Genomic DNA, 21,924 nt, shown 5'->3' on the forward strand with positions numbered 1-21,924 from the left:
CGGGTTCGCTTTCCCACAGGAGTTCCTCATGACGAATCGTATCTCTCGCCTCAAAACTGCACTGTTTGCCAATACCCGTGAAATCTCGCTGGAGCGGGCGCTGCTTTATACCGCCAGCCATCGGCAAACCGAAGGCGAACCGGTGATATTGCGCCGGGCGAAAGCAACAGCGTATATCCTTGAACATGTTGAAATTTCGATTCGTGATGAAGAACTGATTGCCGGTAACCGCACCGTAAAACCGCGCGCTGGGATTATGTCGCCGGAAATGGACCCTTACTGGCTGCTGAAAGAGCTGGATCAATTCCCGACGCGTCCGCAGGACCGCTTTGCTATCAGTGAAGAAGATAAACGTATCTACCGTGAAGAGTTGTTCCCGTACTGGGAAAAACGTTCGATGAAAGATTTCATCAACGGGCAGATGACAGATGAAGTAAAAGCCGCGACCAGCACGCAGATTTTCAGCATCAACCAGACAGATAAAGGCCAGGGGCACATTATTATTGATTACCCACGCCTGCTGAATCACGGGCTGGGGGAGCTGGTGGCGCAGATGCAGCAACATTGTCAGCAACAGCCGGAGAATCACTTTTATCAGGCCGCGCTGTTACTGCTGGAAGCCTCGCAGAAACACATTCTGCGTTACGCTGAACTGGCGGAAACAATGGCGGCAAACTGCACAGATGCCCAGCGTCGCGAAGAACTGCTGACTATTGCGGAGATCTCCCGCCATAACGCCGAACATAAGCCGCAGACGTTCTGGCAGGCGTGCCAGTTATTCTGGTACATGAACATCATTCTGCAATACGAATCCAACGCCAGTTCGCTATCGTTGGGGCGCTTCGACCAGTATATGTTGCCGTTCTATCAGGCATCTTTAACCCAGGGCGAAGATCCGGCGTTCCTGAAAGAACTACTCGAATCTTTATGGGTGAAATGCAACGACATCGTGCTGTTGCGCTCCACCAGCAGCGCGCGTTATTTCGCAGGTTTCCCGACCGGCTATACCGCACTGCTCGGCGGGTTAACCGAGAACGGACGTAGCGCGGTGAACGTGCTTTCGTTCCTTTGCCTTGACGCTTATCAAAGCGTGCAATTACCGCAACCGAACCTCGGCGTGCGCACTAACGCCTTGATCGACACGCCGTTCCTGATGAAAACCGCCGAAACCATTCGCCTCGGCACCGGTATTCCGCAAATCTTTAACGATGAAGTGGTGGTACCAGCGTTCCTCAACCGTGGCGTTTCGCTGGAAGATGCGCGCGACTATTCCGTAGTGGGCTGTGTGGAATTATCTATTCCCGGCAGAACCTACGGCTTGCATGACATCGCGATGTTTAATCTGCTGAAAGTGATGGAAATCTGCCTGTATGAAAATGAAGGCAATGCTGCGCTGACTTATGAAGGTTTACTGGAGCAGATCCGCGCCAAGATCAGCCACTACATCACCCTGATGGTTGAGGGCAGCAATATTTGTGATATCGGCCATCGCGACTGGGCACCTGTACCGCTGCTCTCGTCTTTTATCAGCGATTGTCTGGAAAAAGGCCGCGATATTACCGATGGCGGCGCGCGTTATAACTTCTCCGGCGTACAGGGGATCGGTATCGCCAACCTGAGCGATTCTCTCCATGCGTTGAAAGGGATGGTTTTTGAGCAACAGCGTTTAAGTTTTGACGAATTGCTGTCGGTATTAAAAGCCAACTTTGCAACGCCAGAAGGCGAAAAAGTCCGTGCTCGCTTAATTAACCGCTTCGAGAAATACGGTAACGATATCGACGAGGTGGATAACATCAGCGCCGAACTGTTACGCCACTACTGCAAAGAAGTGGAAAAATACCAGAACCCGCGCGGCGGTTACTTCACGCCGGGATCGTATACCGTTTCTGCTCACGTCCCGTTGGGATCGGTGGTTGGCGCGACGCCAGACGGTCGTTTTGCCGGGGAACAACTGGCAGACGGCGGCTTGTCACCTATGCTGGGCCAGGACGCACAAGGGCCAACAGCGGTACTGAAGTCAGTCAGTAAGCTCGATAACACGCTGCTGTCTAACGGTACGTTGCTGAACGTGAAATTCACTCCGGCGACCCTGGAAGGTGAAGCGGGATTACGCAAACTGGCCGACTTCTTACGGGCGTTTACCCAGCTTAAGTTGCAGCATATTCAGTTTAACGTGGTGAACGCCGACACGTTGCGGGAAGCGCAACAGCGCCCACAAGATTATGCCGGGCTGGTGGTGCGCGTTGCCGGATACAGCGCCTTCTTTGTCGAACTGTCGAAGGAGATCCAGGATGACATCATCCGCCGGACAGCGCATCAGCTGTAACGTTGTGGAAACGCGCCGCGATGATGTGGCGCGCATTTTCAACATTCAGCGTTATTCACTGAATGACGGCGAGGGCATTCGTACGGTGGTCTTTTTTAAAGGCTGTCCGCATCTTTGCCCGTGGTGTGCTAATCCGGAGTCGATCTCCGGCAAAATCCAGACGGTACGCAGAGAGGCGAAATGTCTGCACTGTGCGAAATGTTTGCGTGATGCGGATGAATGCCCCTCCGGGGCGTTTGAACGGATTGGCCGCGATATCAGCCTTGACGCGCTGGAACGGGAAGTGATGAAAGATGACATTTTCTTTCGCACGTCCGGCGGCGGCGTCACGCTTTCTGGCGGCGAAGTGTTAATGCAGGCGGAGTTTGCTACCCGTTTTTTACAGCGGCTGCGGTTGTGGGGCGTGTCATGCGCCATTGAAACTGCCGGAGACGCGCCAGCCAGCAAGCTATTACCACTGGCGAAATTGTGCGATGAAGTGCTGTTCGATTTAAAAATTATGGACGCGACTCAGGCGCGGGATGTGGTGAAGATGAACCTGCCACGCGTGCTGGAGAATCTGCGTTTGCTGGTGAGTGAGGGTGTCAACGTGATCCCGCGTTTACCGCTGATCCCTGGTTTCACGCTCAGCCGGGAGAATATGCAGCAGGCGCTGGATGTACTGATCCCGCTGAAAATCAGGCAGATCCATCTGTTACCGTTTCATCAGTACGGCGAACCGAAATACCGCCTGCTGGGGAAAACATGGTCGATGAAAGAGGTGCCTGCGCCGTCGTCAGCCGATGTGACAACGATGCGCGAAATGGCAGAACGGGCCGGATTTCAGGTTACCGTGGGAGGTTAAAATGGCATACCTGGTGGCAGTAACCGCCTGCGTAAGCGGCGTGGCGCATACTTATATGGCGGCGGAACGGCTGGAAAAGTTGTGCCAGTTAGAGAAGTGGGGCGTCAGCATTGAAACTCAGGGCGCGCTGGGAACGGAGAATCGTTTAGCGGACGAGGATATCCGTCGGGCGGATGTTGCTCTGTTGATTACGGATATCGAGCTTGCCGGTGCCGAGCGATTTGAACATTGCCGCTATGTGCAATGCAGCATCTACGCATTCCTGCGTGAGCCGCAGCGGGTAATGAGCGCGGTGCGCAAAGTGCTTTCTGCGCCGCAGCAAACCCATCTTATTCTGGAGTAGTCGGTTTTTCTGTCAGTTGGCTGTGGTACTGCCGGCGATATTCCGACGGCGAGCGTTCGGTGTTTTTACGAAACAGACGGCAGAAGTAGTTGCTGTCGACAAAGCCGCAGGCGTGCGCCACTTCTTTTACCTTCAGGTCATAGCCTTTCAATAACGTCTTAGCGTGCTCCAGTCGCGTGTGATTCAGGTATTCGTTAAAACCAATGGCCCCCGTTTTTTGAAACAGGTGCGAGAGATAGTTTGGTGAAATATAGAATGCCTGTGCGACAGATTCGCGGGTAAGCGCGGAGGCATAGCGTTCGTCGATATAATCGCGAATAGCTTCAAATAGTGCCTGGCTGCGTGAGGCGGTCTGGATTTGGCTGCCGAGCAAATCGCGGCAGTGGCTAAGCAGGCTGGCGACGATAAGCCTTGCCGTTTGCTGCTCCTGCGGCTGCATTTGCATTTCATTGAGCGTTTGTAGCAGAAAAGAACCTATGCGTGGGCCGCGCCGGGCGACGTGTTGCTTCGCCAGATTTTGATATTGTTTGCCATCCCATTGCACGACGCTGAAGCCGAGTTGCTGTTTGCCAAACAGCACGCTAAAGGTAGTAGCGGGGGCTTGCCATTGTGGAAAATTCCAGCCACCAGCGGGAACGTACAGCACATCGCCGGGAACTAACGTTGCTCCAGCGCCGGTATCAACAAACTCACCTTCCAGCACTATTTCCAGCCGTGGAAAATCGACCTGATACGCAAGATCGGGCGCCGGACCGTTACTGCTGGCAAAGTAAATCTGGCGCAGGGACAGCGGGCCGTTGATCAGGCGGGAGAGCAGATAGCTGACGTCGTGATACATGTTATTCCCTTAGGTATGTAGACGGGAAAACAGTAACTGGCATTATTAAAAAAGGCCACCTGAAAAGTGTGGCCTGAGGGGAGTTCGATGTAAACATTGCGGCAGTATCGCATCCGGCAAATAGCGCCAGACGCGATACAAAGGTCATTTACTGATTACCCACCTGATCGCCATACGGCAGCGTGTCGTAATCGATCAGCGCGTTTTTCTTGTACGGGTTACCAATCCAGCGGGTAGTTTCTTTGAACTGCGGATTCACCACTGAACGGGTTGGATCGTAACCGTCGTAAGATAAGCCTGCTAAATCTGACCAGGTGTGGATCAGTTCCGCCAGGCTGTATTTACGATCAACATCCTGCGAGAAATCACGCGGATGAGTCGCTTGCCATTTTTCCGACGTCCACAGCAGGAACGGAATGGTGTACATGTGGCGCGTCGGGTTGTCTTCGTTACGCCCCTGAGTTTTGTGCGGCGGCGTGTCGTAAACCTCTTCACCGTGGTCAGAGAAATAAACCAGGAAACCGTTCGGGTTTGCTGCTTTAAAGTCTTTAATCAGGCTGGCAACCACATGATCGTTATACAGGTTAGCGTTGTCATAATCGTTATATGACTCCAGCTCTTCCGCGTTTAATCCAGGCGGAACATGATCGGTATTGCCATCAAACTTGCCCTGATTTTCCGGGTAGCGGTATTTGTATTTGATATGCGTACCCAGCAGATGAACGATGATCAGTTTCTTCGGCGCCGGGTCCTTCAGCACTTCCTGGAATGGTTTCAGCACGTTGGTGTCGTATTCACGCGCACTCTGCGTACGTTGCTGGTTCATATAGAACTGTTTGTCGGTCTGCTTCGAAAATACCGTCAGCATGGTATTGCGGGCGGTCATCGTCTGCTGGTTGGTGATCCAGAAGGTTTTATAACCTGCCTGTTTCATCATGTTCATCAGCGACGGTTGTGTCAGGTACAGGTCCGGGTTCTTTTCATTGGCAAAGGTCAGCGCCTGTTGCAGGATTTCAATGGTGTACGGACGAGACGTAACCACGTTATTAAACACGGTCAGATTCGGATCGGTTTTATGCAGCGCATCCAGCTCCGGCGTGGTTTCACGCGGATAACCGTACAGACTCATGCGTCCACGCTGGGTCGATTCGCCAATCACCAGCACTAAGGTGCGCGGTTCGTTACCTGATTCATCTTTGAAATTAGCCAGCGGCGGCAATGCATTATTTTCATTCAGTAGCTTTGTTAGCGAGTTTAGTTGCTGACGATACTGATAATAGCCGGTCAGGAATTGCCACGGTGCGGCAGGCTCCATACGCGAGGCCAGGTTATCCAATGTTTTCTCAAACGGCTTGTTTTTGATAAACGTATTCATGGCGATCGGATGCAGAATCAAGCCATAAAGCAGGGCAAAAGAGACAACATAACGCCACGGCTTTGGAATATAGACCGGGCGCAGGCGTGTCCACAGCAGAACTGCCACCGCCGTATAGGCCAGCGCGATAAGCACAATTTTCAGGCTGAAATACTGGCTTAAATACTCGCTGGCTTCGTTGGTGTTGGTTTCGAACATCACAAACAGGACGCTCTGCGAGAACTCCTGACCGTAGATGACGTAGTAGCACAGCGCCGCCAGAGAGGCCGCCCATAGCACCACGCCGATCACTGCGGCAATAATTTTGATCCGCTTCGGGAAGAGGAATACCGGGATTAACCACAGCGAGCTGAATAACAGCGAGTCGCGAATGCCGTTGGTGCCACTATAACCACTGATGTAAATAATGGCCTGTAGCAGAGTAGAGAAAAACCAAAAGTAGAGCAGTGCCCAACCCAGGGCTTTCCAGCTAAAAAGAGGTTTAGCCTGGACTTCTGTGGAATGCATAGTAAGAACCTGTCTTGAAAAAAATATCGCCGAATGTACCGACAATTCCTTAAGGATATCTGAAGGGATATCCAGAATTTGAATAAAATGCAGACAGAAATATATTGAAAACGAGGGTGTTAGAACAGAAGTATTTCAGAAAACCCTCGCGCAAAAGCACGAGGGTTTGCAGGAGGGGAAGATTAGCCGGTATTACGCATACCTGCCGCAATCCCGGCAATAGTGACCATTAACGCTTGCTCGACGCGAGGATCCGGTTCCTGGCCCTCTTTTTCTGCCTGGCGGGAGCGGTGCAGCAACTCGGCTTGCAATACGTTCAGCGGGTCGGTGTAAATATTCCGTAGCTGAATAGACTCTGCAATCCACGGCAGATCGGCCATCAGATGGGAATCGTTGGCAATCGCCAGCACCACTTTGATGTCTTCTTCTTGCAGGTTGCGTAACTCTTTACCTAACGGCCACAGTGCTTTGTCTACCAGACGTTGATCATAGTATTCCGCCAGCCACAGGTCTGCTTTGGCGAAGACCATCTCCAGCATGCCGAGACGCGTCGAGAAGAATGGCCAATCGCGGCACATGGCTTCCAGCTCGCTCTGTTTGCCATCTTCGACCACTTTTTGCAGCGCCGTACCTGCACCCAGCCAGGCGGGGAGCATCAGGCGGTTTTGCGTCCAGGCAAAAATCCACGGTATGGCGCGCAGCGACTCGACGCCGCCGGTTGGGCGACGTTTCGCCGGACGTGAACCCAACGGCAGTTTGCCCAATTCTTGTTCCGGCGTAGCGGAGCGGAAGTAAGGCACAAAATCTTTGTTTTCACGTACGTAGCCACGGTAGAGATCGCAGGAGATGACTGACAGTTCATCCATAATGCGACGCCAGCTCTCTTTCGGCTCAGGTGGTGGCAGCAGGTTGGCTTCCAGAATCGCCCCGGTGTACAGCGACAGGCTGCTGACGGTGATTTCTGGCAGACCATATTTAAAGCGGATCATCTCGCCCTGTTCAGTCACGCGCAGGCCACCTTTCAGGCTTCCTGGCGGTTGTGACAGCAGCGCCGCATGAGCAGGTGCGCCGCCGCGACCAATGGAACCGCCGCGACCGTGGAACAACGTCAGCTCAATACCCGCTTTTTCGCAGGTTTTGATTAATGCATCCTGTGCCTGATATTGCGCCCAGGAAGCTGCCATCACTCCCGCATCTTTTGCTGAGTCGGAATAGCCAATCATCACCATCTGTTTGCCCTGAATCAGGCCACGATACCAGTCAATATTGAGCAGCTGGGTCATGACATCGTTGGCGTTGTTCAGATCATCGAGGGTTTCAAACAGCGGAGCAACCGGCATCGCAAACCCGATACCCGCTTCTTTCAGCAGCAGGTGGACAGCCAGTACGTCGGACGGCGTTTTCGCCATCGAGATCACGTAGGCGGCAATGGAGCCTTGCGGCGCTTCGGCAATCACCTGGCAGGTATCGAGCACTTCGCGCGTTTCGGCGCTTGGTTGCCAGTTGCGCGGCAGAAGCGGACGTTTGGAGTTCAGTTCGCGGATCAGGAACGCCTGTTTGTCGGCCTCTGACCAGCTTTCGTAGTCGCCGATACCGAGGTAGCGGGTCAGCTCGCCCAGCGCTTCGGTATGGCGGGTGCTCTCCTGACGGATATCAATACGGACCAGCGGTACGCCGAAACATTTCACGCGGCGCAGGGTGTCGAGCAGATCGCCGTTGGCGATAATACCCATGCCACACGCCTGAAGTGACTGGTAGCAAGCGTAGAGCGGTTCCCACAGTTCTTCGTTTTGTGTCAGCAGCCCTTCTGGTTTTGGCAGTTCTTCGCCTTTCAGGCGCGCTTCCAGCCATGCCTGTGTCGCCATCAGGCGAGAACGCAGGTTTTTCATCAGATAGCGATACGGTTCTGCGGCACCTTCTTCGCCAACCAGCGCCAGCAGTTCAGGGGTCGCTTCAACCATCGACAGTTCAGAAACCAGCACCTGAATATCTTTCAGGAACAAATCGGTGGCTTTCCAGCGGCTGAGTAGCAGGACGTGGCGGGTGATATCGGCAGTGACGTTCGGGTTGCCGTCGCGGTCGCCGCCCATCCACGAAGTAAAACGGACCGGAACAAATTCGACGGGCAGTTTGTAGCCGAGGTTCTCTTCCAGTTGTTCGTTCAGTTCGCGCAGGTAATTTGGTACGCCTTGCCACAGGCTGTTTTCCACTACGGCAAAGCCCCATTTGGCTTCATCTACCGGGCTTGGACGCAGCTTACGGATTTCATCGGTATGCCATGACTGGGCGATTAACTGGCGCAGGCGACGCATCAGCTGGTTGTGTTCGTAGTCAGCGATATCTTTGTTATCGAGCTGTTTTAAGCAGGCGTTCACTTCCACCATTTTGTGGATCAGTGTACGACGGGTAATTTCGGTAGGGTGAGCCGTGAGGACCAGTTCCAGCGACAGCGATTCCACTGCTTTTTTGATGGTGTCTTCGCTCAGTTCCGGCTGGTTTTTCAGTTTACGCAGGGTGCGGGCGATCACTTCCGGGTTGCTGGCAGCTTCGCCTTTCGGCGAAATGCTGTGGTATTGCTCGGCGGTGTTGGCCAGGTTCAGGAACTGACTAAACGCACGCGCAACGGGCAGCAGCTCGTCGTTCGACAAATTTTGTAAGGTGGTGAGTAACTCCTGGCGGTTAGCATCATTGCCAGCGCGTGAAGATTTGGACAACTTACGGATAGTTTCTACGCGTTCAAGAATGTGTTCTCCCAACGCATCCTTGATGGTTTCTCCCAGCACTTTGCCGAGCATACTGACATTACTACGCAATGCGGAATATTGTTCGTTCATATTACCCCAGACACCCCATCTTATCGTTTGATAGCCCTGTATCCTTCACGTCGCATTGGCGCGAATATGCTCGGGCTTTGCTTTTCGTCGTCTTTTATAAAGCCACGTAAAAGCGGTGACGTCAAATGCTGCGAAATCGCTTCAGCAAACGAATAAATAGCAGGAATTTACGTCATTAAATTCACGACGCTTTAAATAAGCGTAACTTATGGAAATGTTAAAAAATCGCCCCAAGTAACACCAAAGGTGTAGGTCGGATAAGATGCGCAAGTATCGCATCCGACATTATTGCGGCACTGGAGTTTGACAACAGTGCCGGATGCGGCGCGAGCGCCTTATCCGGCCTACGTTTTAATGCCAGCAAAAATGGTGAATTACCTGGGTTATCAGTTCGCGGGTGGGCTTGATAAACCGTGTTTCCAGATATTCATCAGGTTGATGAGCCTGATTAATTGAGCCAGGCCCCAACACCAGCGTCGGGCATAACGTTTGAATAAACGGCGCTTCGGTACAGTAGTTCACCACTTCGGTCTTTGCTCCGAGCAATTTCTCAACTACTTCAACCAGTTGATGATTCGGTGGGCATTCATAGCCAGGGATCGGCGGATGCAGCTCGTCGACCGTCAGACGACCCGGCCAGCGTTCGCTCACCGGAGCCAATGCATCGTTGAGCAAACCATTAAGTTCATTGAGTGTCATGCCAGGCAGCGGACGAATATCCATATGCAACTCACAGCAAGCGCAAATACGGTTAGAAGCGTCGCCACCGTGAATATGCCCGAGGTTGAGCGTAGGGTATGGCACGGTAAACGCTTCGTAGTGATAACGTTCTTTCAGGTTATCGCGCAATTGCAAAATATGCCCGATGGCGTCGTGCATTAGTTCGATAGCGTTAACTCCGCGTGCTGGATCGCTGGAGTGCCCCGACTGGCCCTGAATACGGATGGCGTTAGAGATATGACCTTTATGTGCGCGTACCGGTTGTAGTGACGTCGGTTCGCCAATGATGGCGCAATCCGGGCGCAGGGCGGTAGTTTCGGCAAAATAACGCGCTCCGGCCATACTGGTTTCTTCATCAGCAGTCGCCAGAATGTAGAGCGGTTTTTTCAGTTTCGTGACGTCGACATCGCGTAGCGCATCAAGGATAAACGCAAAAAAGCCTTTCATGTCGGCGGTGCCTAAGCCGTAAAGCTTGCCGTCATGCTCCGTCAGTGTAAACGGATCACGCGTCCAGCGACCGTCATCAAATGGTACCGTATCGGTATGCCCCGCCAGCAACAAGCCGCCAGCCCCCTGTCCGATACTTGCCAGCATATTAAATTTGTTGCGAGTTCCTGGCACAGGCTGCACTTCCACATTGAAGCCTAAATCTTTAAACCAGTCCGCCAGCAGAGTGATTAAATCTGCATTGCTTTGATCGAGTGCCTCTTCCGTGGCGCTTATTGAAGGTGTGGCAATCAGAGCACGGTAAATCTCGATAAATGGCGGTAATTTGTTTTTCATTGTTGACACACCTCTGGTCATGATAGTATCAATATTCATGCAGTATTTATGAATAAAAATACACTAACGTTGAGCGTAATAAAACCCACCAGCCGTAAGGTGAATGTTTTACGTTTAACCTGGCAACCAGACATAAGAAGGTGAATAGCCCCGATGTTGAATACGCTGATTGTGGGTGCCAGCGGCTACGCTGGCGCAGAGCTAGTGACCTATGTAAATCGCCATCCGCATATGAACATAACCGCTTTGACTGTTTCAGCGCAAAGCAATGATGCGGGAAAGTTAATCTCCGATTTGCATCCGCAGCTAAAAGGCATCGTTGATCTGCCGTTGCAGCCGATGTCGGATATCAGCGAGTTTAGCCCAGGGGTGGACGTAGTGTTTCTCGCCACCGCCCATGAAGTTAGCCACGATTTAGCGCCGCAGTTTCTTGAAGCGGGCTGCGTGGTGTTCGACCTTTCCGGCGCGTTTCGTGTTAACGACGCCACCTTCTATGAAAAATATTACGGCTTTACCCATCAATACCCGGAACTGTTGGAACAGGCAGCCTACGGTCTGGCGGAGTGGTGCGGTAATAAATTAAAAGAAGCGAATTTGATTGCGGTGCCGGGCTGTTATCCGACGGCGGCACAGCTGGCGCTGAAACCGTTGATTGATGCCGATCTTCTTGACCTCAATCAGTGGCCGGTGATCAACGCCACCAGCGGCGTGAGCGGTGCAGGGCGTAAAGCGGCCATTTCAAACAGCTTTTGTGAAGTTAGCCTGCAACCGTATGGCGTCTTTACTCATCGCCATCAACCAGAGATCGCCACACACCTCGGTGCTGACGTTATCTTCACCCCACATCTGGGCAATTTCCCGCGCGGCATTCTCGAAACCATTACCTGCCGCCTGAAATCGGGTGTGACCCAGGCGCAAGTCGCGCAAGTGTTACAGCAGGCGTATGCCCATAAACCGCTGGTGCGGCTGTATGACAAAGGCGTTCCGGCGCTGAAAAATGTCGTTGGGCTGCCATTTTGCGATATCGGGTTTGCCGTTCAGGGCGAGCATCTGATTATTGTGGCGACCGAAGACAACTTACTGAAAGGCGCGGCGGCACAAGCGGTACAGTGCGCCAATATTCGTTTCGGCTATGCGGAAACGCAGTCTCTTATTTAAGGGTGCAATGATGAATCCATTAATTATCAAACTGGGCGGCGTACTGCTGGATAGTGAAGAGGCGCTGGAACGTCTGTTTAGCGCACTGGTGAATTATCGTGAGTCACATCAGCGTCCGCTGGTGATTGTGCACGGCGGCGGTTGCGTGGTGGATGAGCTGATGAAAGGGCTGAATCTGCCGGTGAAAAAGAAAAACGGCCTGCGGGTGACGCCTGCTGATCAGATAGACATTATCACCGGAGCACTGGCGGGAACGGCAAATAAAACCCTGTTGGCATGGGCGAAGAAACATCAGATTGCGGCCGTAGGTTTGTTTCTCGGTGACGGCGACAGCGTCAAAGTGACCCAGCTTGATGAAGAGTTAGGTCATGTTGGACTGGCGCAGCCAGGTTCGCCTAAGCTTATCAACTCCTTGCTGGAGAACGGTTATCTGCCGGTGGTCAGCTCCATTGGCGTAACAGACGAAGGGCAACTGATGAACGTCAATGCCGACCAGGCGGCAACGGCGCTGGCGGCAACGCTGGGCGCGGATCTGATTTTGCTCTCCGACGTCAGCGGCATTCTCGACGGCAAAGGGCAACGCATTGCCGAAATGACCGCCGCGAAAGCAGAACAACTGATTGAGCAGGGCATTATTACTGACGGCATGATAGTGAAAGTGAACGCGGCGCTGGATGCGGCCCGCACGCTGGGCCGTCCGGTAGATATCGCCTCCTGGCGTCATGCGGAGCAGCTTCCGGCACTGTTTAACGGTATGCCGATGGGTACGCGGATTTTAGCTTAAGTTTTGTTGGCCGGAGGCGCAGCTTTCCGGCATTGAATTTCAAAATAAGGAAACAGAGTTATGGCACTTTGGGGCGGGCGTTTTACCCAGGCAGCAGATCAACGGTTCAAACAATTCAACGACTCACTGCGCTTTGATTACCGTCTGGCGGAGCAGGATATTGTTGGCTCTGTGGCCTGGTCCAAAGCCCTGGTCACGGTAGGCGTGTTAACCGCAGAAGAGCAGGCGCAACTGGAAGAGGCGCTGAACGTGCTGCTGGAAGATGTTCGCGCCAGGCCACAACAAATCCTTGAAAGCGACGCCGAAGATATCCATAGCTGGGTGGAAGGCAAACTGATCGACAAAGTGGGCCAGTTAGGCAAAAAGCTGCATACCGGGCGTAGTCGTAACGATCAGGTAGCGACTGACCTGAAACTGTGGTGCAAAGATACCGTTAGCGAGTTACTGACGGCTAACCGACAGCTGCAATCGGCGCTGGTGGAAACCGCACAAAACAATCAGGACGCGGTAATGCCAGGTTACACTCACCTGCAACGCGCCCAGCCGGTGACGTTCGCGCACTGGTGCCTGGCCTATGTTGAGATGCTGGCGCGTGATGAAAGCCGTTTGCAGGATGCGCTTAAGCGTCTGGATGTCAGCCCGCTAGGCTGTGGCGCGCTGGCGGGAACGGCCTATGAAATCGACCGTGAACAGTTAGCAGGCTGGCTGGGCTTTGCTTCGGCGACCCGTAACAGTCTCGACAGCGTTTCTGACCGTGACCATGTGTTGGAACTGCTTTCTGCTGCCGCTATCGGCATGGTGCATCTGTCGCGTTTTGCTGAAGATCTGATTTTCTTTAACACCGGCGAAGCGGGGTTTGTGGAGCTTTCTGACCGCGTGACTTCCGGTTCATCATTAATGCCGCAGAAGAAAAACCCGGATGCGCTGGAGCTGATTCGCGGTAAATGCGGTCGGGTGCAGGGGGCGTTAACCGGCATGATGATGACGCTGAAAGGTTTGCCGCTGGCTTACAACAAAGATATGCAGGAAGACAAAGAAGGTCTGTTCGACGCGCTCGATACCTGGCTGGACTGCCTGCATATGGCGGCGCTGGTGCTGGACGGCATTCAGGTGAAACGTCCACGTTGCCAGGAAGCGGCTCAGCAGGGTTACGCCAACGCCACCGAACTGGCGGATTATCTGGTGGCGAAAGGCGTACCGTTCCGCGAGGCGCACCATATTGTTGGTGAAGCGGTGGTGGAAGCCATTCGTCAGGGCAAACCGCTGGAAGATCTGCCGCTCGACGAGTTGCAGAAATTCAGTCAGGTGATTGACGAAGATGTCTATCCGATTTTGTCGCTGCAATCGTGCCTCGACAAGCGTGCGGCAAAAGGCGGCGTCTCACCGCAGCAGGTGGCGCAGGCAATTGCTTTTGCGCAGGCGCGGTTGGGGTAAGAACATTTATATGTATAAATTTGAGCCTGGCTTATCGCCGGGCTTTTTTATGGCAAAAAAAGCGGATCCTGGAGATCCGCAAAAGTTCACGTTGGCTTTAGTTATTCGAGTTGAGAAACTCTCGAAACGGGCAGTGACTTCAAGGGTTAAAAGAGGTGCCGCTCCGTTCCTGTGAGCAATTATCAGTCAGAATGCTTGATAGGGATAATCGTTCATTGCTATTCTTCCTATCGCCATGAACTATCGTGGCGATGGAGGATGGATAATGAATATTCGTGATCTTGAGTACCTGGTGGCATTGGCTGAACACCGCCATTTTCGGCGTGCGGCAGACTCCTGCCACGTTAGCCAGCCGACGCTTAGCGGGCAAATTCGTAAGCTGGAAGATGAGCTGGGCGTGATGTTGCTGGAGCGGACCAGCCGTAAAGTGTTGTTCACCCAGGCGGGAATGCTGCTGGTGGATCAGGCGCGTACCGTGCTGCGTGAGGTGAAAGTCCTTAAAGAGATGGCAAGCCAGCAGGGTGAGACCATGTCCGGGCCGCTGCATATTGGTTTGATTCCCACGGTCGGGCCGTACCTGCTACCGCATATTATCCCGATGCTGCACCAGACCTTTCCAAAGCTGGAAATGTATCTGCATGAAGCACAGACCCACCAGTTACTGGCGCAACTGGACAGCGGCAAACTCGATTGCGTGATCCTCGCGCTGGTGAAAGAGAGCGAAGCATTCATTGAAGTGCCGTTGTTTGATGAGCCAATGTTGCTGGCTATCTATGAAGATCACCCGTGGGCGAACCGCGAATGCGTACCGATGGCCGATCTGGCAGGGGAAAAACTGCTGATGCTGGAAGACGGTCACTGTTTGCGCGATCAGGCGATGGGTTTCTGCTTTGAAGCCGGGGCGGATGAAGATACACACTTCCGCGCGACCAGCCTGGAAACTCTGCGCAACATGGTGGCGGCAGGTAGCGGGATCACTTTACTGCCTGCGCTGGCTGTGCCGCCGGAGCGCAAACGCGATGGGGTTGTTTATCTGCCGTGCATTAAGCCGGAACCACGCCGCACTATTGGCCTGGTTTATCGTCCTGGCTCACCGCTGCGCAGCCGCTATGAGCAGCTGGCAGAGGCCATCCGCGCACGAATGGATGGCCATTTCGATAAAGTTTTAAAACAGGCGGTTTAAACCGTTTAACGCAGCTACCCGATAGGCTTCCGCCATCGTCGGGTAGTTAAAGGTGGTGTTGACGAAGTACTCAATAGTGTTGCCGCCACCTTTCTGTTCCATAATCGCCTGACCGATATGAATAATTTCGGCAGCGCGCTCGCCAAAGCAGTGAATGCCCAGAATCTCTTTTGTTTCCCGATGGAACAAAATTTTCAGCGTGCCCACGTTCATGCCGACGATTTGTGCACGTGCCAGATGTTTGAACTGGGCGCGGCCCACTTCATATGGCACTTTCATCGCGGTCAGCTGCTGTTCGGTTTTGCCCACAGAGCTGATTTCCGGGATGGTGTAAATGCCGGTAGGGATATCTTCAATCAGATGCGCGGTGGCTTCGCCTTTTACCAGCGCCTGCGCGGCAATGCGCCCCTGGTCATAGGCCGCTGATGCCAGGCTCGGATAACCAATCACGTCGCCCACCGCGTAAACGTGCGGCTGTGCGGTCTGATACATGCTGTTGACCTTCAGCTGTCCGCGACTGTCAGTTTCCAGCCCAATGTTCTGTAACGCCAGCGAATCGGTATTACCGGTGCGACCGTTGGCATAGAGCAGGCAGTCAGCTTTCAGTTTTTTACCCGACTTCAAATGCATGATCACACCATCGTCACAGCCTTCGATCTTCTCGTACTCTTCGTTGTGACGAATCACTACGCCACTGTTCCAGAAGTGATAGGAGAGAGAATCTGACATCTCTTGATCGAGAAATGCCAGCAGGCGATCGCGGGTGTTGATCAGATCCACTTTTACATCCATACCGCGGAAGATCGACGCATATTCACAGCCGATCACTCCAGCACCGTAAATCAGCACATGGCGCGGTTCGTGGTGCATGCTAAGAATTGAGTCGCTGTCGTAAATGCGTGGATGGGTGAAATCAACATCTGTTGGATGATATGGACGAGAGCCGCAGGCAATAACAAATTTTTCAGCGGTTAGTGTTTCAACGCTGCCGTCCGGGCAATCCAGCGCCAACGTATGCTCGTCAACAAAGCGAGCGTTTCCCTGCAATATTTCACAGTGATTACGTTCGTAAAATCCCTGACGCATGCGCGTTTGTTGATTAATCACGTTATCGGCATGGTTAAGGATATCGGCAAAAGAAGAGCGGAGCAGTCGGGAATGGTCGCTGTAAAGTGGGTTTTGATTGAATTCTATAATGCGGCTGACGGCGTGACGGAGAGCTTTCGACGGGATGGTGCCCCAGTGGGTGCAACCGCCGCCAACATTTTGATAACGCTCGATAACTGCGACGCGCGCACCTTGCTTAACCAGGCCCATTGCAGCGCCTTCGCCGCCGGGGCCGGAACCTATTACTATGGCATCGTAATCGTAGGAATGTGGCATGGTAGGGCTTACCTGTTCTTATACATAAAAGCAACAGAATGGTAACATTTTATCGCGGGTAAGCCAATTGATCCCCGTCATTTATCTGGCTATATCCTGAGCGGCCTTTGCTTTGTCTGTTTCTTACTTTTGCCCTGACGTTTTATTGGATTTTTATCGACGATACTCTCCGTTTAAGCGGCAGGTTTCCGCTGTACGTAAAAGAACCGGCCAAAGAATTGCAGTAAATATGTTTTATTGCGTTACCGTTCATTCACAATACTGGAGCAATCCAGTATGTTCATTCTCTGGTATAGTGCCAGCAGTACTTTTGGCAAGGATTCAGACATCGTGATGGGCGTAAGAGCGCAACAAAAAGAAAAAACCCGCCGTTCGCTGGTGGAAGCCGCATTTAGCCAATTAAGTGCTGAACGCAGCTTCGCCAGCCTGAGTTTGCGTGAAGTGGCGCGTGAAGCGGGCATTGCTCCCACCTCTTTTTATCGGCATTTCCGCGACGTAGACGAACTGGGTCTGACCATGGTTGATGAGAGCGGTTTAATGCTACGCCAACTCATGCGCCAGGCGCGTCAGCGTATCGCCAAAGGCGGGAGTGTGATCCGCACCTCGGTCTCCACATTTATGGAGTTCATCGGTAATAATCCTAACGCCTTCCGGTTATTATTGCGGGAACGCTCCGGCACCTCCGCTGCGTTTCGTGCCGCCGTTGCGCGTGAAATTCAGCACTTCATTGCGGAACTTGCGGACTATCTGGAACTCGAAAACCATATGCCGCGTGCGTTTACTGAAGCGCAAGCCGAAGCAATGGTGACAATTGTCTTCAGTGCGGGTGCCGAGGCGTTGGACGTCGGCGTCGAACAACGTCGGCAATTAGAAGAGCGACTGGTACTGCAACTGCGAATGATTTCGAAAGGGGCTTATTACTGGTATCGCCGTGAACAAGAGAAAACCGCAATTATTCCGGGAAATGTGAAGGACGAGTAATGAAACAAGCAAATCAAGATAGAGGTACGCTGCTGCTGGCGTTGGTTGCTGGCTTATCGATTAATGGTACTTTCGCAGCGCTGTTTAGCTCCATTGTGCCATTTTCTGTATTCCCGATTATTTCCCTGGTGCTGACGGTTTACTGCCTGCATCAACGTTATCTTAATCGCACCATGCCGGTAGGCTTGCCGGGTCTGGCAGCTGCCTGTTTTATTCTCGGCGTACTGCTGTACAGCACGGTAGTTCGTGCGGAATATCCGGATATCGGCTCTAACTTCTTCCCGGCAGTACTCTCCGTCATTATGGTGTTCTGGATTGGCGCGAAGATGCGTAACCGTAAGCAGGAAGTTGCTGAGTAATCGGTATTATGCCGGATGCTGGCGCATCCGGCATGGGTTTTACTTCGCGGTCAGTAATACGCCGCACTCCATATGGTGCGTGTAGGGGAACTGATCAAACAGAGCCAGACGTTCGACCTTGTGCGTCTGGCTTAATGTTTCCAGATTCTTGCATAACGTTTCCGGATTGCAGGAGATATACAGAATACGTGGATACGCCTGCACCATTTTCTCGGTTTCACTGTCCAGACCGCTGCGCGGTGGGTCGACAAAAATGGTTTCGCACTGATAACTCTTCAAGTCTATCCCTTGCAGGCGATTAAACTCGCGTACACCATTCATCGCCTGAGTAAATTCTTCTGCCGCCATACGAATAATTTGTACGTTATCAATATGGTTAGCTGCGATGTTGTATTGCGCAGCAGCAACCGACGGCTTAGCGATTTCGGTGGCTAATACCCGATCAAAATTGCGCGCCAGTGCTAATGAAAAGTTACCGTTGCCGCAGTACAGCTCCAGTAAATCGCCTTTTGAGCCTTTGGTTACGTCCAGCGCCCATTCCAGCATCTGAATATTCATCGCCGCGTTCGGCTGGGTAAAACTGTTTTCTACCTGACGGTAGATCATCTCTTTCCCTGCGACCGGCAGACGTTCATCGATGTAATCTTGATCCAGCTCGATTTTGGTTTTCGTTGCCCGACCAATCAGATGCACATTCAGATTCTGCGCGCGCAGTGCATCGCGCAGGGCTTCCGCTTCCTGACGCCACTCATCATCCAGCTTTTTATGGTACAACAGGGAAACCACCGCCTGATTACTCAGCGTGGTGAGGTAATCAATCTGGAACAACTTGTGGCGCAGAACGGGATTATTACGCACACCCGCAATCATCGCCGTCATCAACTGGTTGATGAGTTCACTGGCAGCGGGGAAGCTATCCACGCGGATGCGGCTTTTGGTTTGTTGATCGAAAATGATGTGATACAGGTCATCGCCATCGTGCCAGATGCGGAACTCCGCACGCATCCGGTAATGACTGACCGGCGAGCGAAACACTTCCGGAACCAGGTCAGAAAACGGTGCCATCATACTTTGCAAACGTACCACTTTTTCGGCTAACTGCGCTTCATACTGTTCTGTTGGAAGGTGTTCGGGGGTCATGATGTATCCTGAAAAATTAAAGTACGCGGCGATTGTAGGGATTGCTCATCAGATGTCCAGATCTTGATGAATTCCTATTTGTGAGCTACGTCTGGACAGTAACTTGTTACAACCTGTAGCATCCACTTGCCGGTCCTGTGAGTTAATAGGGAATCCAGTGCGAATCTGGAGCTGACGCGCAGCGGTAAGGAAAGGTGCGATGATTGCGTTATGCGGACACTGCCATCCGGTGGGAAGTCATCATCTCTTAGTATCTTAGATACCCCTCCAAGCCCGAAGACCTGCCGGCCAACGTCGCATCTGGTTCTCATCATCGCGTAATATTGATGAAACCTGCGGCATCCTTCTTCTATTGTGGATGCTTTACAATGATTAAAAAAGCTTCGCTGCTGACGGCGTGTTCTGTCACAGCCTTTTCCGCTTGGGCACAGGATACCAGCCCGGATACTCTCGTCGTTACTGCTAACCGTTTTGAACAGCCGCGCAGCACTGTGCTTGCACCAACCACCGTTGTGACCCGTCAGGATATCGACCGCTGGCAGTCGACCTCGGTCAATGATGTGCTGCGCCGTCTTCCGGGCGTCGATATCACCCAAAACGGCGGTTCAGGTCAGCTCTCATCTATTTTTATTCGCGGTACAAATGCCAGTCATGTGTTGGTGTTAATTGATGGCGTACGCCTGAATCTGGCGGGGGTGAGTGGTTCTGCCGACCTTAGCCAGTTCCCTATTGCGCTTGTCCAGCGTGTTGAATATATCCGTGGGCCGCGCTCCGCTGTTTATGGTTCCGATGCAATAGGCGGGGTGGTGAATATCATCACGACGCGCGATGAACCCGGAACGGAAATTTCAGCAGGGTGGGGAAGCAATAGTTATCAGAACTATGATGTCTCTACGCAGCAACAACTGGGGGATAAGACACGGGTAACGCTGTTGGGCGATTATGCCCATACTCATGGTTATGATGTTGTTGCCTATGGTAATACCGGAACGCAAGCGCAGACAGATAACGATGGTTTTTTAAGTAAAACGCTTTATGGCGCGCTGGAGCATAACTTTACTGATGCCTGGAGCGGCTTTGTGCGCGGCTATGGCTATGATAACCGTACCAATTATGACGCGTATTATTCTCCCGGTTCACCGTTGCTCGATACCCGTAAACTCTATAGCCAAAGTTGGGACGCCGGGCTGCGCTATAACGGCGAACTGATTAAATCACAACTCATTACCAGCTATAGCCATAGCAAAGATTACAACTACGATCCCCATTTTGGTCGTTATGATTCGTCGGCGACGCTCGATGAGATGAAGCAATACACCGTCCAGTGGGCAAACAATGTCATCGTTGGTCACGGTAGTATTGGTGCGGGTGTCGACTGGCAGAAACAGACTACGACGCCGGGTACAGGTTATGTTGAGAATGGATATGATCAACGTAATACCGGCATCTATCTGACCGGGCTGCAACAAGTCGGCGATTTTACCTTTGAAGGCGCAGCACGCAGTGACGATAACTCACAGTTTGGTCGTCATGGAACCTGGCAAACCAGCGCCGGTTGGGAATTCATCGAAGGTTATCGCTTCATTGCTTCCTACGGGACATCTTATAAGGCACCAAATCTGGGGCAACTGTATGGCTTCTACGGAAATCCGAATCTGGACCCGGAGAAAAGCAAACAGTGGGAAGGCGCGTTTGAAGGCTTAACCGCTGGGGTGAACTGGCGTATTTCCGGATATCGTAACGATGTCAGTGACTTGATCGATTATGATGATCACACCCTGAAATATTACAACGAAGGGAAAGCGCGGATTAAGGGCGTCGAGGCGACCGCCAATTTTGATACCGGACCACTGACGCATACTGTGAGTTATGATTATGTCGATGCGCGCAATGCGATTACCGACACGCCGTTGTTACGCCGTGCTAAACAGCAGGTGAAATACCAGCTCGACTGGCAGTTGTATGACTTCGACTGGGGTATTACTTATCAGTATTTAGGCACTCGCTATGATAAGGATTACTCATCTTATCCTTATCAAACCGTTAAAATGGGCGGTGTGAGCTTGTGGGATCTTGCGGTTGCGTATCCGGTCACCTCTCACCTGACAGTTCGTGGTAAAATAGCCAACCTGTTCGACAAAGATTATGAGACAGTCTATGGCTACCAAACTGCAGGACGGGAATACACCTTGTCTGGCAGCTACACCTTCTGAACCACGTCCCACCGTGCTGGTGTTTGACTCCGGCGTCGGTGGGTTGTCGGTCTATGACGAGATCCGGCATCTCTTACCGGATCTCCATTACATTTATGCTTTCGATAACGTCGCTTTTCCGTATGGCGAAAAAAGCGAAGAGTTTATTGTTGAGCGAGTGGTGGCAATTGTCACCGCAGTGCAAGAACGTTATCCCCTTGCGCTGGCTGTGGTCGCTTGCAACACCGCCAGTACCGTTTCACTTCCTGCATTACGCGAAAAGTTCGACTTCCCGGTTGTTGGTGTCGTGCCGGCGATTAAACCTGCTGCACGTCTGACGGCAAATGGCATTGTCGGATTACTGGCAACCCGCGGAACTGTTAAACGTTCTTATACTCATGAGCTGATCGCGCGTTTCGCTAATGAATGCCAGATAGAAATGCTGGGCTCGGCAGAGATGGTTGAGTTGGCTGAAGCGAAGCTGCATGGCGAAGATGTTTCTCTGGATGCACTAAAACGTATCCTACGCCCGTGGTTAAGAATGAAAGAGCCGCCAGATACCGTTGTATTGGGTTGCACCCATTTCCCTCTACTACAAGAAGAACTCTTACAGGTGCTGCCAGAGGGAACCCGGCTGGTGGATTCTGGCGCAGCGATTGCTCGCAGAACGGCCTGGCTGTTAGAACATGAAGCTCCGGATGCAAAATCTGCCGATGCGAATATTGCCTTTTGTATGGCAA

17 protein-coding genes and 1 riboswitch are annotated in these 21,924 nt (G+C 52.4%); of the genes, 11 read left to right on the top strand and 6 right to left on the bottom strand.

Annotation, left to right across the window (positions count from 1 at the left end; translation table 11 throughout):
- The first annotated feature begins 28 nt into the window (after positions 1-28).
- The 3 genes from QZF50_RS08510 to QZF50_RS08520 are packed head-to-tail and all read left to right on the top strand — an operon-like array spanning position 29 to position 3,513.
- Positions 29-2,326: a formate C-acetyltransferase gene (locus QZF50_RS08510; RefSeq protein WP_000184826.1), complete on the top strand. Its 2,298-nt coding sequence runs from the start codon at positions 29-31 to the stop codon at positions 2,324-2,326.
- The gene (locus QZF50_RS08515; RefSeq protein WP_000204101.1) at positions 2,292-3,170 is read left to right on the top strand and encodes a [formate-C-acetyltransferase]-activating enzyme; all 879 of its coding nucleotides are present in this window, start codon (positions 2,292-2,294) and stop codon (positions 3,168-3,170) included. Before QZF50_RS08510 ends, QZF50_RS08515 begins: the two co-directional genes overlap by 35 nt.
- Position 3,171: 1 nt before the next feature.
- Positions 3,172-3,513: a PTS fructose-like transporter subunit IIB gene (locus QZF50_RS08520; protein WP_000323849.1), complete on the top strand. Its 342-nt coding sequence runs from the start codon at positions 3,172-3,174 to the stop codon at positions 3,511-3,513.
- On the opposite strand, the gene QZF50_RS08525 is transcribed toward QZF50_RS08520, so the two are convergent.
- The 4 genes from QZF50_RS08525 to argE form a co-directional block, all read right to left on the bottom strand.
- Positions 3,500-4,351 (bottom strand): AraC family transcriptional regulator, encoded by an 852-nt coding sequence (locus tag QZF50_RS08525; RefSeq protein WP_000274608.1) that lies wholly within the window; start codon positions 4,349-4,351, stop codon positions 3,500-3,502. The two genes, QZF50_RS08520 and QZF50_RS08525, sit on opposite strands and share 14 nt — an antisense overlap.
- Positions 4,352-4,499: 148 nt before the next feature.
- Entirely contained in the window at positions 4,500-6,233 is a 1,734-nt protein-coding gene (locus tag QZF50_RS08530) for a phosphoethanolamine transferase CptA (protein ID WP_000556293.1), read from the bottom strand.
- A gap of 182 nt (positions 6,234-6,415) precedes the next feature.
- A complete protein-coding gene (gene ppc / locus QZF50_RS08535) occupies positions 6,416-9,067 on the bottom strand; it encodes a phosphoenolpyruvate carboxylase (RefSeq protein ID WP_001005579.1) in 2,652 nt (883 codons plus the stop codon).
- A gap of 351 nt (positions 9,068-9,418) precedes the next feature.
- On the bottom strand, positions 9,419-10,570 hold the full coding sequence (argE, locus tag QZF50_RS08540; RefSeq protein WP_001298964.1) for an acetylornithine deacetylase: 1,152 nt from the start codon (positions 10,568-10,570) through the stop codon (positions 9,419-9,421).
- Between the two features lie 153 nt (positions 10,571-10,723).
- On the opposite strand from argE, the gene argC reads away from it, so the two are divergent.
- The 4 genes from argC (at position 10,724) to oxyR (ending at position 15,129) form a co-directional block, all read left to right on the top strand.
- Positions 10,724-11,728 (top strand): N-acetyl-gamma-glutamyl-phosphate reductase, encoded by a 1,005-nt coding sequence (gene argC, locus QZF50_RS08545; RefSeq protein WP_000935370.1) that lies wholly within the window; start codon positions 10,724-10,726, stop codon positions 11,726-11,728.
- Between the two features lie 7 nt (positions 11,729-11,735).
- Positions 11,736-12,512, top strand: a complete 777-nt coding sequence (argB, locus tag QZF50_RS08550; RefSeq protein ID WP_001302318.1) for an acetylglutamate kinase — start codon at positions 11,736-11,738, stop codon at positions 12,510-12,512.
- Between the two features lie 60 nt (positions 12,513-12,572).
- Positions 12,573-13,946: an argininosuccinate lyase gene (gene argH, locus QZF50_RS08555; RefSeq protein WP_001230084.1), complete on the top strand. Its 1,374-nt coding sequence runs from the start codon at positions 12,573-12,575 to the stop codon at positions 13,944-13,946.
- Between the two features lie 265 nt (positions 13,947-14,211).
- Positions 14,212-15,129 carry a DNA-binding transcriptional regulator OxyR gene (oxyR, locus tag QZF50_RS08560; protein WP_001025939.1) on the top strand — a complete coding sequence of 306 codons (918 nt, stop codon included), beginning with the start codon at positions 14,212-14,214 and terminating at the stop codon, positions 15,127-15,129.
- Here the strand turns inward: oxyR and sthA are convergent.
- Entirely contained in the window at positions 15,112-16,512 is a 1,401-nt protein-coding gene (gene sthA / locus QZF50_RS08565) for a Si-specific NAD(P)(+) transhydrogenase (protein WP_001120810.1), read from the bottom strand. The genes oxyR and sthA overlap by 18 nt on opposite strands.
- A 330-nt stretch (positions 16,513-16,842) precedes the next feature.
- Between sthA and fabR the strand changes: the two genes are divergently transcribed.
- Together fabR and QZF50_RS08575 are read left to right on the top strand one after the other, a co-directional pair.
- The gene (gene fabR, locus QZF50_RS08570; RefSeq protein WP_001309117.1) at positions 16,843-17,493 is read left to right on the top strand and encodes an HTH-type transcriptional repressor FabR; all 651 of its coding nucleotides are present in this window, start codon (positions 16,843-16,845) and stop codon (positions 17,491-17,493) included.
- On the top strand, positions 17,493-17,852 hold the full coding sequence (locus QZF50_RS08575; RefSeq protein ID WP_000806411.1) for a YijD family membrane protein: 360 nt from the start codon (positions 17,493-17,495) through the stop codon (positions 17,850-17,852). The genes fabR and QZF50_RS08575 overlap by 1 nt, the downstream gene beginning before the upstream one ends.
- 39 nt (positions 17,853-17,891) lie before the next feature.
- Here the strand turns inward: QZF50_RS08575 and trmA are convergent, their stop codons facing one another.
- Positions 17,892-18,992, bottom strand: a complete 1,101-nt coding sequence (gene trmA, locus QZF50_RS08580; protein WP_000187022.1) for a tRNA (uridine(54)-C5)-methyltransferase TrmA — start codon at positions 18,990-18,992, stop codon at positions 17,892-17,894.
- Between the two features lie 113 nt (positions 18,993-19,105).
- Positions 19,106-19,296, top strand: a riboswitch (cobalamin riboswitch).
- A gap of 64 nt (positions 19,297-19,360) precedes the next feature.
- Here trmA and btuB point away from each other — a divergent pair.
- Together btuB and murI are read left to right on the top strand one after the other, a co-directional pair.
- Positions 19,361-21,205, top strand: coding sequence for a TonB-dependent vitamin B12 receptor BtuB (btuB, locus tag QZF50_RS08585; protein ID WP_000591355.1), 1,845 nt, complete (start codon positions 19,361-19,363; stop codon positions 21,203-21,205).
- Positions 21,150-21,924, top strand: a 775-nt coding sequence (gene murI / locus QZF50_RS08590) for a glutamate racemase (protein ID WP_290388855.1), incomplete at its 3' end; no start/stop codon positions are given. The genes btuB and murI, both read left to right, overlap by 56 nt.

Source organism: uncultured Escherichia sp. (assembly GCF_948475835.1).
Lineage (GTDB): Bacteria > Pseudomonadota > Gammaproteobacteria > Enterobacterales > Enterobacteriaceae > ECMA0423.